We start from the raw sequence: 13,651 nt of genomic DNA on the forward strand, positions 1-13,651 counted from the left end.
CCCGTACCGGGTCAAGCGAAAGCACACGGCAACCGGGTAACGATACCCCTGCACCGGACCCGCATCAGAAGTCAACCGTGGCCGACAGCTGCAGCGCCCTGGGGTAACCCGGCGATATCGCGCCGTACGAAGCCACGCCCGACCAGTACTCGCGGTCGAACACGTTCTGCACCGTCGCCCGGAACGTTGTAGGGTGGCCGTCGATGCGCGTGGCGTAGCGCGCCCCCACATCGAAACGTGTCCAGGCATCGAGTTCCTGGGTGTTGGCCTGGTTGATGTACTGGCTGCCGGTATAGATGGCACCTCCGGTCAGTGTGACGCCTTCTGCCCGGGGGATGTCCCACTCGGCCCACAGGTTGGCCTGTACATCTGGCACACCTACTGCCTCGTTGCCCTTGTTGGCGGCCGTGGCCGAATCGGTCAGCTTGCTGTCCAGCACAGTCATGCCACCCAGCAATCGGGTGCCCGGCGCAACCTCACCAAACATGCTCAGCTCGACGCCACGGTTACGTTGCTGTGCCTGCACCGAGAACTGGTTGCCAGCGCCCAGCTCACCGCTGGGTTTCTCTATCTGGAATACCGACAAGGTGGTCATGAACGTGTTGTGCTCGTACTTCACTCCCAGCTCGTGCTGCTTGGTCTTGTAAGGCGCGAACGCTTCACCGGCATTGCTCGCCGTTGCCGGTGCGACATCACCTTTGCTCAGGCCTTCGACATAGTTGTAGTACAGCGAAATGTTTTCCCACGGCTTGACCACTACGCCTGCCACGGGGGTGGTTGCACTGTCTTTGTAGCGCGAGGTCACCGTACCTGTGGTGCTGTAGTTGCGTGACTCGATTTCCTGCCGCCGCACCCCCAGCGTCAGTTGCACACGATCATCAAGGACCGACAAGGTGTCGGTCAGGGCGACGCCAGACAGCTCTGCCTCGGACACCCGGTCCACCTTTGGCGCAGCGATGTATTGCTTGGGCACATCTACCGGGTGGTAGATGTTCGAGCGAATTTCCGTGCCGTTGTTGATGCCACGGGACAACTCATCCTGATAACGCGTGGCCATGGCGGTAATCGTATGGTTGACCGGCCCGGTTTCAAACAACCCACGCAGCCCGACGTCGGCGGTGGAACGGTCGACGTTGAACTTGTAGTAACCGGGGATATTGCTGGTGTCACCCGCCGCGTTGAGGATCCGTGGAACCTGGTCGGACATCCGCGCCACATCTGCCCTGCCGCCACCGGCATGGGCGAACACCGTCAACGCGTCGCTGATGTCATATTCACCACCCAGCAACGCTGACTGTTCAGTGGTTCTCGACCAACCCCAGTCCTGCGGCAGATTGGTACGGCCACTGGCGGCAGAGGGGACGTCGAAACCGGGGGCCACGGTGAAGGGGCGCGAGGCAGCATCCCACCGCTCCTTCTGGCTGATGAAGTCCAGGTTCAGGCGCAAGCGCTCACCTTGGTAGTCCAGGGCAATAGCGCCAATGTCCAGCGCACGTTGCTGGTCATCGATAGCCGTGTCGCCCAGGGCAAGGCTGCCGTTGAAACGCACACCCCATTGCCGCTGGGCCCCGAAACGGCGGCTGATGTCGAGGTGGCCGCCCACCTGGGTGTCAGAGCTGTAGCTGGCGGTGGCACGGGTCAAATCTTCGGCGAGCGCGCGCTTGGGGACGATGTTGATCACGCCGCCAACGCCACTGTTCGGGGAAATACCGTACATCAGGGCCCCCGGCCCTTTGAGCACTTCGACCCGTTCGGCATATTCGGTGAACACGCGGTAATTGGGTGCAACGCCATACACACCATCGAAGGCCAGCTCGCCCAGGTTGCCTTCACCCACCGGGAAGCCGCGAATGAAAAACGAGTCGACGATGCCACCCGTCTGCCCGGTGGAGCGCACAGAGGGGTCTCGCTCCAGGGCATCGGCCACAGTCACCGTCTGCAGGTCAGCCAGTGTTTTTGCGGTGTAGCTGGTGACGTTGAAGGGCGTATCCATCACGTCTTTGTTGCCAAGCATGCCTAGCCGCCCGCCGCGTGCAACCTGTCCGCCTGCGTAGGCCTCTGGCAGTGTTTCGTGGCGCATGCTGTTGGCGTCAATGGTCGTGGCGGCCAGCGTGAGGCCTTCATCACTGCTTGGCTGACGGATCAGTTGGTAACTGCCGTTGCTCAGTTCCACCAGCTCCAGGCCACTGCCGGCAAGCAACTGGGCGATACCCTCACGCGCCGAATAAGCACCGCTCAGCCCAGGACTCTGCAGGCCATCGGTGAGTGCCGGTTCAAACGACAGCGCAACGCCCGAGGCCAGCGCGAAACTGGACAACACCCGCCCCAGACTGCCCGGGGCAATTTCGTAAGTGCGGATGCTCACGCTATCCAGGGGTTGCGCGACGGCGGGCAAAAGGTAGCCGGCCCCTGATACCAGAACTGCACCGAAGAGTGTGCTGCGTACCGCAACAGCTAACGCACGCTTAGGCGATGGGCAACTTGCAACAGGCATGACAGGCGGGTCCTTCTGGCTGGGAATGGAAGTGTTCATTCCAGTTGCCAGCCGAGACTGAAAAAAGTATCAGCCACAAAGCAGTTTTTTTCCGCGCCGGGCATTTCACGGCGCTGCGGGATAAAGCAGAGTCCAGTAGCCATTGATGTGCGCGGATACCCGCAATGCGTAGGTCGACTCCAGCATGCTCAGGCTGCGCTGAGTGTCGCTGACCGGAAACGCCCCGGAAATACGCAGGCCGGCAATGCGCGGGTCGCAGCGAATGACGCCGCGCTGGTAGCGCGCCAGCTGGGTCACAAAGTCATCCAACCGCATGCCGTCTGCCAGCAGCATCCCCTGGGTCCAGGCCGTCGCGGTGGCGTCAACCGGCATCGGCCAGCCGACCGTGTGTGCAGTGAAATCGACACGCTCGCCGGCCTGTACAACGGTGCCGGCCTTGGCCGCCGCGCGGGCGGGCTCGATGCGAATGGCCCCTTCGATAACCGCCAGGTAAGTGCGCCCGTCCAGCTCTCGCACGCTGAAGCGCGTGCCCAGGGCTTGCATGCGCCCCTCCCGTGTTGCCACCCGCAGGGGGCGCGCAGGCACTACGATATCAGGCGCTGTCTGCACCAGAATTTCGCCCCGGCGCAGTTGAATGAAGCGCTCATCGGCATCGAAACGTATGTCGATTGCAGAGTCGGTATTGAGGAAGATCTGCGTACCATCGGCCAATGTGAGCTGGCGGCACTCGCCTACAGTCGAGCGATAGTCCGCGGCCCATCCTTGTCGCTCGGTGAGCTTCCAGCCTGCCCAACCTGCCGGAAGCACGGCCAGCAGCAATGCCAACCGGCTGATCATCGCCCGTCGGTCCGGGTCGGCCGGGCGGTCGAACGCCGACATCGACAGCGCCGGCGGCAAACCGTCCAGCTTGCCCATCAGCCGTTCGGCACGTTGCCAGGCCTGCGCACGCTCGGGGCTGCTACTGCGCCAGGCCAACCAGTCGGCCCTTTGCGCATCGGTCACTGCGCCTGCACTCATGGCCATCAACCACTCGGCCGCTTCTTCAAGTGCCTCGGTAGCCGTTGGGCCGCCACGCTGGACATCAGCCATCTAGTCGACCAGCCTCAAGCACTGGAGAAACGCCTGTTTCATGTAACGCTTGATGGTGATGAGCGACACACCTAGCTGCTCGGCAATGGCTTCGTACTTCATGCCGCCCAGCTGGGACAACAGGAACGCGCGCCTGACCAAAGCTGGCAGCGTGTCGAGCATGGCATCTATTTCGTGCAGGGTTTCCAGGATCAGCAAGCGGGCCTCGGGCGAAGGCACCTCAGGTGCTGGCAAGTGCTCAAGCGCCTTGAGGTAGGCACGCTCCAGCGATTTACGCTGGCACCAGTTGGCAAGGATGCCCCCGGCGACACAGCTCAAATAGGCGCGAGGCTCGTCAAACACCACGGTTTTCGAGGCCAGGATGCGCGCGAAGGTATCCTGCACCAGGTCGGCCGCATCGACCGCATTGCCCAGGCGCCTGCGCAGCCTGGCATGCAGCCAGCCCTGGTGGCCGTTGTAGAGCGCCTCTACATTGCGCAGGTGATTATCGGAGCCGGGTAGCACGTCGCTCATGGGGCGATTCTGTTCACGCAAGTGAGAATTGTTTTCAATATTAAGGTAGCGTTTCAACACAACGCAAGTTCAACCACCTGGACACCACCATGCCTGATCCTGAATGCACCTTGCTCGACAGTTGGCAGCATAACGCCCAAGCCTGGATCGACGCCGTGCGCAGCGGCGCCATCGAGAGCCGTCGGCAGGTCACCGACCAAGCCATTTTGCTAACCATCCTTGGCCGCCAGCCCGGACGGGTACTGGACCTGGGCTGTGGTGAGGGTTGGTTGCTGCGTGCGCTGGATGACCGCGGTATCGAAGCCGTGGGCGTGGATGGTGACCGGACGCTGGTAGAGGCCGCGCGCGCGGCGGGCTCTGCCGAGGTGCACCTGGCCAGCTATGCGCAGTTGGCCGATGCGCAGGCCTGTGTAGGCACAGGCTATGACCTGGTCTGTGCCAACTTTGCGCTGTTGCACCAGGACATCATTCCACTGTTGGCGGCGATGAATGAATTGCTGGTGCCAGGTGGGGCGCTGGTGATCCAGACCCTGCACCCATGGAGCGTGGCGGGCGGGGACTATCAGGATGGCTGGCGAGAGGAGTCTTTTGCCGGGTTTGCCGGGGACTGGCAACCGATGCCGTGGTACTTCCGTACGTTGGCCAGCTGGCTGAATGCACTGGACATGGCCGGGTTGCGCCTGGTCAGTTTGCAGGAACCACAGCACCCGCAAAGTGCGGTGCCGCAGTCATTGTTGATGGTGGCCGAGACACGGTTGGTGTAGGAGCGGCCTTGCGCCGCGAATGGGCTGCGAAGCGGCCCCAGAAATGGATGCCGCGACACAGAAACTGGGGCCGCTTCGCAGCCCATTCGCGGCGCAAGGCCGCTCCTACACCGACCGCGTCGGGGTCAGAGGACCGGTTTGCGTGCCGCGCCGCTGCGGGCCTTGGCCATGGCTGCCAGGCGCACCGCGACGTTGGCCGCGCCGTAACCGGTATAGCCGCCCTTGCGCTGGATGATTTCGAAGAAGAAGCGCTCTTCAAACGGTTCGGTGTACACGTGGAACAGCTCGCCGCCTTGGGCGTCGCGGTCGTACAGCACGTTGTAGTACGCCAGTTCGCTGAGGAACTCGTCGTCGAAATCGAAGCGCGCCGCCAGGTCGTCGTAATAGTTCAGCGGGATTTCCAGCAGCGGTACTCCAGCCAGCTTGGCACGCGCCACTTCACGGAAGATGTCGTCACAATCGAAGGCAATGTGATGCACCCCCGAACCGCGGTAGCTGGAGAGTGCATGGGCAATGGCGGTGTTGCGGTTTTCCGAGATGTTCAGCGGCAGGCGCAAGGTGCCGCATTGGCTGCGCAGGGCGCGGCTCTTGACCAGGCCATACGGGTCGGGCAGCACCACTTCGTCGTCGGCAGCGAAGTCGAACAGGCTCTTGTAGAACAGCACCCAGCTGTCCAGCGACTCGGCTGGCAGGGCCAGGGCCATGTGGTCGATGCGACGCAGGCCGCCAGTGGCAGTGGCGCTCTTGTCCAGGCTGAAATCGGTGTCGTACAGCGTGTGGCCAGCGGTGCCCTGCTCCACCAGGTACAGCAAGCTGCCGTCCGGTGCGCGTACCGCCGGTACTTCGCACTCGTTGGGGCCGACCAGGCCGCGGAACGGCTGGCCACGGAAGGCGGTGGCACGCTTCAGGGCGGCTTGCGGGTCTTTGACCCGCAACGCAGTGGCGCACAGCGACGGGCCGTGGGCCTCGAAGAAGTTGTGGCCGAAGGAGTACGGTTCGGCGTTCAGGACAATGTTGATATCGCCCTGGCGCAGCAGTTGTACGTCCTTGCTGCGGTGTTTGCCAGCTTCGGCAAAGCCCAGGCGCTTCAGCCAGCTGCCCAGGCGCGCGCCGACGGCTTCGTCGACCGCAAATTCAAGGAACTCCACGCCGTCATAGGCGCTGGCCGCTGGCGGGGTGAACAGCACGCCAGGTTCGATCGGCGTGTTTTCCTGCTCCAGGCGCAAGCGGGTCTGTTCTTCAAGGTACAGCAGCGAACGCAGGCCGTCGGCGGCATTCTGCCGGGTGGGCGCGGCGCGGAAGCCGTCGTTGAAGATTTCCAGCGACAGCGGGCCACGGTAGCCAGTGGCAAGAATCGGCGCCAGGAAACCCGCCATGTCCATTTCGCCCTGCCCCGGGAAGCAGCGGAAGTGGCGGCTCCACTCCAGCACATCCATGGCCAGGATCGGCGCGTCAGCCATCTGCACGAAGAAGATCTTGTCGCCGGGGATGTCGCGGATCCCGCTCGGGTCGCCCTTCAGCGACAAGGTGTGGAAGCTGTCGAGGATCACCCCGAGGGCCGGGTGGTCGGCCTGGCGCACCAGGTTCCAGACTTGCTGGTAGGTGTTGACGTGACGGCCCCAGGCCAAGGCTTCATAGCCAATGCGCAGGCCACGTTTGCCGGCATGCTCGCCCAACAGGCGCAGGTCGTCGACCAGCAGCTGTTCGTCACCCAGAGCATCGGCCTGAACGTTGCTGCATACCAGCACCAGGTCGGTACCCAGCTCTTGCATCAGGTCGAACTTGCGCTCGGCGCGGTCGAGGTTTTTCTGCAGGCGGTCGCGGCGGCAGCCTTCAAAATCGCGGAACGGCTGGAACAGGGTGATGGCGATGCCAAGGTCGGCGCACATCTGGCGCACCTGGCGCGGGCTGCCGGCGTAATAGAGCAAGTCGTTTTCGAAGATCTCGACGCCGTCAAAACCGGCGGCGGCGATGGCTTCGAGCTTTTCCGGCAGGGTGCCGCTCAAGGACACGGTAGCGATCGAACGCTGCATGGCGGGAGTTCCTTGTTGTTGGAAAATTACGGTGCCAGTCAGGTAAAAAACCACTGTCACAGTTTATGGCACGATCGATTATTCGCAGGTAAAGTCGTCGCTTCAATCTCTTTGTACGGAATGGTTAGTTTTGCGTTCGATTATCGCACAAAACCCGTTTTAACGAATTGCTAGACCGCTGGCCCGTGGTCAACATGAACCACAGACGCAGGCACACCGACCACTGCCTCCTGCCTTGGCAAACCAACGGCGGAACCTGCGCAAACAACAATAACAACGGAGACAACGATGGCTCACTCCAGCTCGCAAGCCAAAAAAGCGACCGCCAGTGGATGGATAGGCTCGGCACTCGAGTACTACGACTTCTTCATCTACGCCCAGGCCGCTGCACTGATCTTCCCGCAGATCTTCTTCCCCAATACCGACCCGAAAATGGCCATCATCGCCTCGTTGGCCACCTACGGCGTGGGCTACCTGGCGCGTCCGGTCGGTGCTTTCGTGCTGGGCCACTGGGGTGACACCCGCGGTCGCAAGAACGTACTGCTGCTGTGCATGTTCCTGATGGGCCTGTCGACCATGGCGGTAGGCCTGCTGCCCACCTACCACGACATCGGCTACCTCGCGCCAGCCTTGCTGGTGGTGCTGCGCCTGATCCAGGGCTTTGCCGTGGCCGGGGAAATCTCCGGGGCCAGTTCCATGATCATGGAGCACGCGCCGTTCGGTCGAAGAGGCTACTACGCCAGTTTCACCCTGCAAGGCGTGCAGGCCGGCCAGGTGCTGGCAGCGGCAGTGTTCCTGCCACTGGCCTACTTCATGCCTAGCGAAGCCTTCACCGAGTGGGGCTGGCGCATTCCGTTCCTGATGAGCGCCATCGTGCTGATCGCAGGCTTCATCATCCGCAAGGAAGTGCATGAAACCCCGGCATTCGTGAAGGAAGAGAAGCAGGACAAGGTTGCCAAGTCGCCCATCAGCGAAGCTTTCCGTCACAGCTGGAAGCACATGGTGCTGGTGATGTTCATGGCCCTGATGAACGTGATCCCGGTGGTGGCCACCATCTTCGGTGCGGCCTACGCGGTGCAGCCGGCCTATGGCATCGGCTTCGACAAGAGCGTGTACCTGTGGATCCCGGTGGTCGGCAACATCGTCGCTGTGCTGGTGATCCCGTTTATCGGCAACCTGTCGGACAAGATTGGCCGTCGACCGACCATGATCGCCGGTTGCCTGGGCTCTGGCCTGCTGGCCTTCGTCTACCTGTATGCAATCAGCATCCAGAACGTGCCAATGGCGTTCGCCGCCTCGATCGTGATGTGGGGCATGGTCTACCAGGGTTACAACGCGGTGTTCCCAAGCTTCTACCCAGAGCTGTTCCACACCCGCTACCGCGTTTCGGCCATGGCCATCGCGCAGAACATCGGCACCATGCTGACTGCCATGCTGCCAGCGCTGTTCGCCCTGGTTGCACCGCCTGGCTCGGACAACATCCCGCTGGTGGTAGGTAGCCTGGCGTTCTTCATCACTTGCGTGTGCGCCCTGGCGGCCTACATCGCCCCGGAAACCCACCGCCTGGCGATGGAAGACCTGGGTAACCCGAACGCCAAGCCGATGGAAAAGGCAGCGTATGAAGCTAGCCGAAAAGGTAGCTTTCAGGCAGTGAGCCACTGATAGATTGCAGGGGGCTGCTTTGCAGCCCATTCGCGGCACAAGGCCGCTCCTACAGGTGGATCGCATGAGCCCAGGCTTGCGCGTTGCCCTGTAGGAGCGGCCCTGTGCCGCGAACGGGCCGCAACGCGGCCCCGGCAGTCTCAGCCTGCAACCACTTCCTGCAACCTCTGCCAAAGCTTCTCGACATGCTCCCGCTCAGTCGGCAGCGCACCCACCGACACCCGCACCATCCATCGCCCGTCCAGCGTCGCTGGCGTCACATACGCATCCCCGGATGCATTCAGCCGCTCGGCCCACCCCTTGGTATGCGCATCCAGCGCCTCCCCTTCCAGCCCCGCCGGCCGATGGCGAATGCACAAGGTCTGCAATTGCACCGGTGCCAGCACTTCCCACTGCGCAGCCGCCCCTACCTGCTCCGCCAGCCACCGGGCATTGTCCAGGTCACGCCGCAGCCGCGCCTGCAACGCTTCTACACCCTCGCTGCGCAACATGAACCACAGCTTCAACGCGCGGAACCGACGGCCCAGCGGGATACCCCAGTCACGCAGGTTTTTCACCTCGCTATCCACCGCCGATTGCAGGTAGCTGGGGTTGGTGCTCATTACCCGGATCAGGTGCTGCGGATCTCGCACGTAGTAGATCGAGCAGTCGAAGGCCACACCCAGCCACTTGTGCGCATTGACCACTACCGAATCGGCCAGCTCGATGCCATCCCACATCCAGCGGCATTCGGGCAGGATCATCGCCGAACCGGCCATGGCCGAATCCACATGCAGCCACAGGCCATGGGCCTGGGCGATCTCGCCGATCGGGCGCAGCGGGTCCAGCGCAGTGGTGGTCGTGGTGCCAGTGGTGGCCACCACGGCGCATGGCTGGTTGCCCGCTGCCAGGTCCTGCTCGATGGCTGCCTGCAGCGCCTGCGGGCGCAGGGCGTAGTGTTCGTCGGTGGGGATCAGGCGGATGTTGTCGCGACCAAAACCGGCCAGCAACGCAGCCTTGTCCACCGAGCTGTGGGCGTGGGCGCTGACGTAGACGATCAGGGGTTTGGCCTGGGCTTGCAAGCCACCGCGCACCAGTGCGTAGTCGCTGGCGCGCTCACGGGCGCTGATCAGCGCCACCAGGGTGCTGGTGGACGCCGTGTCCTGGATCACCCCGCTCCACTGGCCCGACAGGCCGAGCAACTGGCGCAGCCAGTCGAGGGTGGTTTCTTCCAGCTCGCTCAGCGCCGGGCTGGACTGCCACGACAGGCCCAGCACGCCCAGGCCGGTGCTGAGGAAGTCGCCAAGTACCGAGGACAGCGTACCGTTGGAGGGGAAGTAGCCGTAGAAGTCCGGATGCTGCCAATGGGACAGGCCGGGCATGACCAGTTGGTTGACGTCGTCCAGGATGGCTTCGAAGGGTTCACCTTGCTGGGGAGCGGTGCCTGGCAAGGCGGCCTTTAGGTAGCCGGGCTCGACCTGGGCCATGACCGGGCGCTCGCCGACGGTCTGGCGGTAGTCGGCGATCAGGTCGATCAGTTGGTGGCCGTACTGGCGAAATTGTTCGGGGGTCACGTGGGGGCTCCTGTGGTTTATCCACTGCCTGTACTGGCCCTATCGCCGGCAAGCCAGCTCCCACAAGTAAGCCACAGGGTTTGAAGCCTATGGAGTACCTGTGGGAGCTGGCTTGCCGGCGATAGGGCCTGGACAGGCAACACAATGCCCCCAGTCTAGGCACCTATGGCAAACCGAATAACCCCGCCTTGCGCATACCTGCTATGGCAAACCCGCATGCCCACCCTGCACGCCGAACTGCGACTGACGCCACAGCTCGAACACCCGGTTGCGCAGCCAGCGGTGCTCCGCTGAAGCCTGCAGCCGCTGGTGCCACACCACCCAGTAGCGCTGGCTGTGGTCGATAAAGCCCAACGGCCGCCAGGCCAGGTCATGCAAGCGGCACAATTGCCGGGCGATGTGCTCGGGTACGGTGGCCACGGCCTGGCTGTTGGCAATGACCTTGACGGTGGCGGAAAAAAACGGCACTTCCAGGCTGACCCGCCGCTGCAGGCCCTGAGCGCGCAGGTGGCGGTCGATGAAACTGTCCTTGTCGCCACCACCGGAAATGCGCACATGCTTGTGCGCCAGGTAATCGGCCTGGCTGAGCGCGGAGTGGGCGGCCAGCGGGTGGTCGTGGCGCATCAGGCACACCGCACGGTCCTCGCCCAGCAAGCGCCCGTGCAGGTTGGGGGGCGACTCGTCGAACAAGGTGGTTGCCAGGTCGATTTCACCGCTGGCCAACAACGCATACTGGCCGGCCTGCCAGGTACGGTATTCCAGCGATACGCCCGGGGCTTCTTGTTCCAGCGCGGCCACCAGCAGCGGCAGCATATGCTCGGCCACGTAGTCCGAGGCGGCCAGGCAGAATCGCCGCTCGCAGCGCGCCGGGTCGAACACCGCGGGTTGGCGCAGGGCGTGCAGTTCTTCGAGAACCTGGCGCAGCGGTTCGACCAGCGCTTCGGCGTATTCGCTGAGTACGTAGCCGCGGCCCTGGCGAACCAGCAACGGGTCGTCGAAGGCTTCGCGCAGGTGGGCCAGCTGGCGGCTGAGGGCCGACTGACTGACGCCCAGGCGCTCGGCGGCGTGGCTGAGGTTTTTCAGCTGCAGCAAATGGTCGAGGGTGCGCAGGTGCGCGAGGCTGAGGGAGGCGAAGGTGGGGTTCATGCAGGCTCCCTTCCAGTGAATCGACCGGCCCAATCGCCGGCAAGCCAGCTCCCACAGGTACAGCACAAGCCTTGAAGGTTGCGGGGACCCTGTGGGAGCTGGCTTGCCGGCCATTGGGCCGCAAAGCGGCCCCGGATCAGCAGGTCAGGCGGTCAGGCGGTCAGGCGGTCAGGCGGTCAGGCGGTCAGGCGGTCAGGCGGTCAGACCGACGTAGACGTTCTGCACGTCATCGTTCTCGTCGATCGCTTCGAGGAACGCTTCAACCTCAGCCAGTGCTTCAGCACTCAGGCTGGCTGCGCTCACCGGGTTCTTCGGGGTGTAGCCGATCTTCGCCGAGGTCACGGTAAAGCCATGCTCCGGCAACGCCTTTTGCACGGCATCCAGGTCAGTGGTGTCGGTGATGAACAGGGTCGAGCCCTCTTCTTCACCTTCTTCAAAGTCCTGGGCGCCGGCTTCGATGGCGGCCATTTCCGGGTCGGCGTCACCTTCCGGGGTAGCTTCGATCAGGCCGACGTGGTTGAAGTCCCAGGCCACCGAGCCGCTGGCGCCCAGCTGGCCCTTGCGGAACAGCACGCGGATTTGCGCGACGGTGCGGTTGACGTTGTCGGTCAGGCACTCGACGATCAACGGTACCTGATGCGGCGCGAAACCTTCGTAGCTGACTGCCGAGTACTGCACGGTATCACCGTCCAGACCAGCGCCCTTGCGAATCGCCCGTTCCAGCGTTTCACGGGTCATCGAAGCCTTCTTGGCCTGCACGATCGCCAGGCGCAGGCGCGGGTTCATGTCGGGATCAGCGCCCGATTTGGCAGCGATCTGGATTTCCTTGGACAGCTTGCCCATGACCTTGCCTTTGGCATTGGCCGCTGTTTCTCTATGTTTGGCTTTCCACTGTGCGCCCATGTCGACTCTCTTGTTTCAGCGGCCGGTTCAGGAAGCGACCGGCCAAAAGTGGGTGCATTTTATACGCCCTCAGGCATGGGATCGACAAGAAATCTCATCAGCCTTTATCGGCTTTGCCCGCCGCCGCCGCAAACCGTGCCAGGCGCACGTCCAGCCGACGCGGTCGCAAACCGTGGTCCTCTGCACGCTCCTTGCGGCGGATGGCATTGCGCACCATCAGCGAGCCCAGGTAGCGGATCGGTTCGGGCGGGAAAAGCCCCAGCGGCCCCTTGACCAGCGGCGAACGGGTCCACGGGTTATCCAGCCCCAGCGCCAGCGACGAAAGAATCTGCCCACCCATATGACACGGGCCAACGCCGCTGCCGGAGTACCCAAAGCCATAGAACACGTTGCCCTGCCCGTCCAGGCGACCAAAGAACGGCAAGCCGGTCACCGAGCGGTCCGACGGCCCGTTCCAGCTGGCCGCCAGGGGCACCTCGGCCAAGGCCGGGAAAAACTCGCCAACGGTTTCGCCCAGCAATGGCCGGTACGGCGACGGCTGGTCGAATACCGGCAGCATGCGCCCGCCATAGGCAAAGGTGTTGCCGCCCTTGCCGAGCATCAGCCGGCCATCAGAGGTGTTGTGGTAGTAATGCACGAAAATACGCGAGTCGAGCACGCTGATGCCGCTGTCCAGACCGATCTGGCTTAGCAGTTCGGGGCACGGTTCGGTAATGACCATGTCGCTGGAAACGATCGCCACGCTGCGCTCGAACTGCGGAAAAGCCCGCGCCATCCAGGCATTGAGGCCCAGCACCACGCGATCGGCACGTATGGTTCCATGAGCGGTGCGCACCTGCACCGGGGCGCCGTGCTCCAGGCCTGTCATGGCGGTACCTTCATGAATGCGCACACCGCGCTGCAAGGCCACCCGCCGCAGGCCGCGCACCAGCTTGCCCGGCTGCACCGTGGCTGCCGCCGGCGAGAACCAGCCCTCCAGATGCCGCGCCGAACCCGCCAGACGCTGCACCTGTTCCAAGGGCAGGCGACGGAACGAATTGATACCCTTCTGCTCCAGCGCAGCGATCACCCCGTCCGTGGCGCCGATCTGGGCCGCGTTGGTGGCGGTGTACAGCGTGCCGTCCAGGCGGTAGTCACAGTCAATGCCGTTGGCCGCGCAAAACGCCCCGATGTCCCCGATGCTGCGCTCCGACTCGCGCACCAGGCGCACCGCCTCGGCCATGCCGAACAGGCGCTCCAGGGTGAAGTACTTGGCCGACCAGGACAACGCGCAGCCACCATTACGGCCACTGGCACCGGCGCCGCAGATGTCGGCTTCGATCAGCAACACATCCAGTGCCGGCACCGCCTCCTTGAGCATCAATGCGGTCCACAGGCCGGTGTAGCCGCCGCCGACAATGCACACATCGCAGTGGGCATTGCCTTGCAGCGGCGGGCACACCGCCTCCTGCGTGGAATCCAAGGCCTGTTGCAGCCAGAAGGGTCTCATTCGCT

The 13,651-nt window shown here is 63.4% G+C and carries 10 protein-coding genes; 2 read left to right on the forward strand and 8 right to left on the reverse strand.

Annotation, left to right across the window (positions count from 1 at the left end; all coding sequences use genetic code 11):
* Positions 1-64 precede the first annotated feature (64 nt).
* The 3 genes from ACN6NG_RS18770 to ACN6NG_RS18780 all read right to left on the reverse strand — a co-directional run bounded on the left by ACN6NG_RS18770 (position 65) and on the right by ACN6NG_RS18780 (position 4,096).
* Positions 65-2,494, reverse strand: coding sequence for a TonB-dependent siderophore receptor (locus ACN6NG_RS18770; RefSeq protein ID WP_474315479.1), 2,430 nt, complete (start codon positions 2,492-2,494; stop codon positions 65-67).
* A 105-nt stretch (positions 2,495-2,599) separates the two neighbouring features.
* Positions 2,600-3,583 (reverse strand): FecR domain-containing protein, encoded by a 984-nt coding sequence (locus ACN6NG_RS18775; RefSeq protein WP_474315482.1) that lies wholly within the window; start codon positions 3,581-3,583, stop codon positions 2,600-2,602.
* Positions 3,584-4,096, reverse strand: coding sequence for a sigma-70 family RNA polymerase sigma factor (locus ACN6NG_RS18780; protein ID WP_028613511.1), 513 nt, complete (start codon positions 4,094-4,096; stop codon positions 3,584-3,586).
* An 89-nt stretch (positions 4,097-4,185) separates the two neighbouring features.
* On the opposite strand from ACN6NG_RS18780, the gene ACN6NG_RS18785 reads away from it, so the two are divergent.
* On the forward strand, positions 4,186-4,860 hold the full coding sequence (locus ACN6NG_RS18785) for a class I SAM-dependent methyltransferase (protein ID WP_474315485.1): 675 nt from the start codon (positions 4,186-4,188) through the stop codon (positions 4,858-4,860).
* Positions 4,861-4,985: 125 nt separating this feature from the next.
* Here the strand turns inward: ACN6NG_RS18785 and quiC are convergent, their stop codons facing one another.
* Positions 4,986-6,893 carry a 3-dehydroshikimate dehydratase QuiC gene (gene quiC, locus ACN6NG_RS18790; RefSeq protein ID WP_063422858.1) on the reverse strand — a complete coding sequence of 636 codons (1,908 nt, stop codon included), beginning with the start codon at positions 6,891-6,893 and terminating at the stop codon, positions 4,986-4,988.
* Between the two features lie 288 nt (positions 6,894-7,181).
* Here quiC and ACN6NG_RS18795 point away from each other — a divergent pair, with 288 nt between their 5' ends.
* The gene (locus tag ACN6NG_RS18795) at positions 7,182-8,555 is read left to right on the forward strand and encodes an MFS transporter (RefSeq protein WP_063422857.1); all 1,374 of its coding nucleotides are present in this window, start codon (positions 7,182-7,184) and stop codon (positions 8,553-8,555) included.
* 140 nt (positions 8,556-8,695) lie between these two features.
* Here the strand turns inward: ACN6NG_RS18795 and ACN6NG_RS18800 are convergent, their stop codons facing one another.
* The 4 genes from ACN6NG_RS18800 to ACN6NG_RS18815 all read right to left on the reverse strand — a co-directional run bounded on the left by ACN6NG_RS18800 (position 8,696) and on the right by ACN6NG_RS18815 (position 13,646).
* Positions 8,696-10,108, reverse strand: a complete 1,413-nt coding sequence (locus ACN6NG_RS18800) for a DOPA decarboxylase (RefSeq protein WP_063422856.1) — start codon at positions 10,106-10,108, stop codon at positions 8,696-8,698.
* Between the two features lie 201 nt (positions 10,109-10,309).
* Positions 10,310-11,254: a LysR family transcriptional regulator gene (locus ACN6NG_RS18805; RefSeq protein ID WP_197898686.1), complete on the reverse strand. Its 945-nt coding sequence runs from the start codon at positions 11,252-11,254 to the stop codon at positions 10,310-10,312.
* A 192-nt stretch (positions 11,255-11,446) separates the two neighbouring features.
* A complete protein-coding gene (locus ACN6NG_RS18810; RefSeq protein ID WP_016500402.1) occupies positions 11,447-12,157 on the reverse strand; it encodes a YebC/PmpR family DNA-binding transcriptional regulator in 711 nt (236 codons plus the stop codon).
* A 97-nt stretch (positions 12,158-12,254) separates the two neighbouring features.
* The gene (locus ACN6NG_RS18815; RefSeq protein WP_353455113.1) at positions 12,255-13,646 is read right to left on the reverse strand and encodes an FAD-dependent oxidoreductase; all 1,392 of its coding nucleotides are present in this window, start codon (positions 13,644-13,646) and stop codon (positions 12,255-12,257) included.
* Positions 13,647-13,651 lie beyond the last annotated feature (5 nt).

The sequence above is a fragment of the Pseudomonas sp. TSO6 genome (genome assembly GCF_056098905.1).

Coding starts and splice junctions, on each gene's coding strand:
- ACN6NG_RS18815 (WP_353455113.1), bottom strand. CDS start 13,646: ATGAGACCCTTCTGGCTGCAACAGGCCTTGGATTCCACGCAGGAGGCG.
- ACN6NG_RS18785 (WP_474315485.1), top strand. CDS start 4,186: ATGCCTGATCCTGAATGCACCTTGCTCGACAGTTGGCAGCATAACGCC.
- ACN6NG_RS18770 (WP_474315479.1), bottom strand. CDS start 2,494: ATGCCTGTTGCAAGTTGCCCATCGCCTAAGCGTGCGTTAGCTGTTGCG.
- ACN6NG_RS18775 (WP_474315482.1), bottom strand. CDS start 3,583: ATGGCTGATGTCCAGCGTGGCGGCCCAACGGCTACCGAGGCACTTGAA.
- ACN6NG_RS18810 (WP_016500402.1), bottom strand. CDS start 12,157: ATGGGCGCACAGTGGAAAGCCAAACATAGAGAAACAGCGGCCAATGCC.
- quiC (WP_063422858.1), bottom strand. CDS start 6,893: ATGCAGCGTTCGATCGCTACCGTGTCCTTGAGCGGCACCCTGCCGGAA.
- ACN6NG_RS18795 (WP_063422857.1), top strand. CDS start 7,182: ATGGCTCACTCCAGCTCGCAAGCCAAAAAAGCGACCGCCAGTGGATGG.
- ACN6NG_RS18780 (WP_028613511.1), bottom strand. CDS start 4,096: ATGAGCGACGTGCTACCCGGCTCCGATAATCACCTGCGCAATGTAGAG.
- ACN6NG_RS18805 (WP_197898686.1), bottom strand. CDS start 11,254: ATGAACCCCACCTTCGCCTCCCTCAGCCTCGCGCACCTGCGCACCCTC.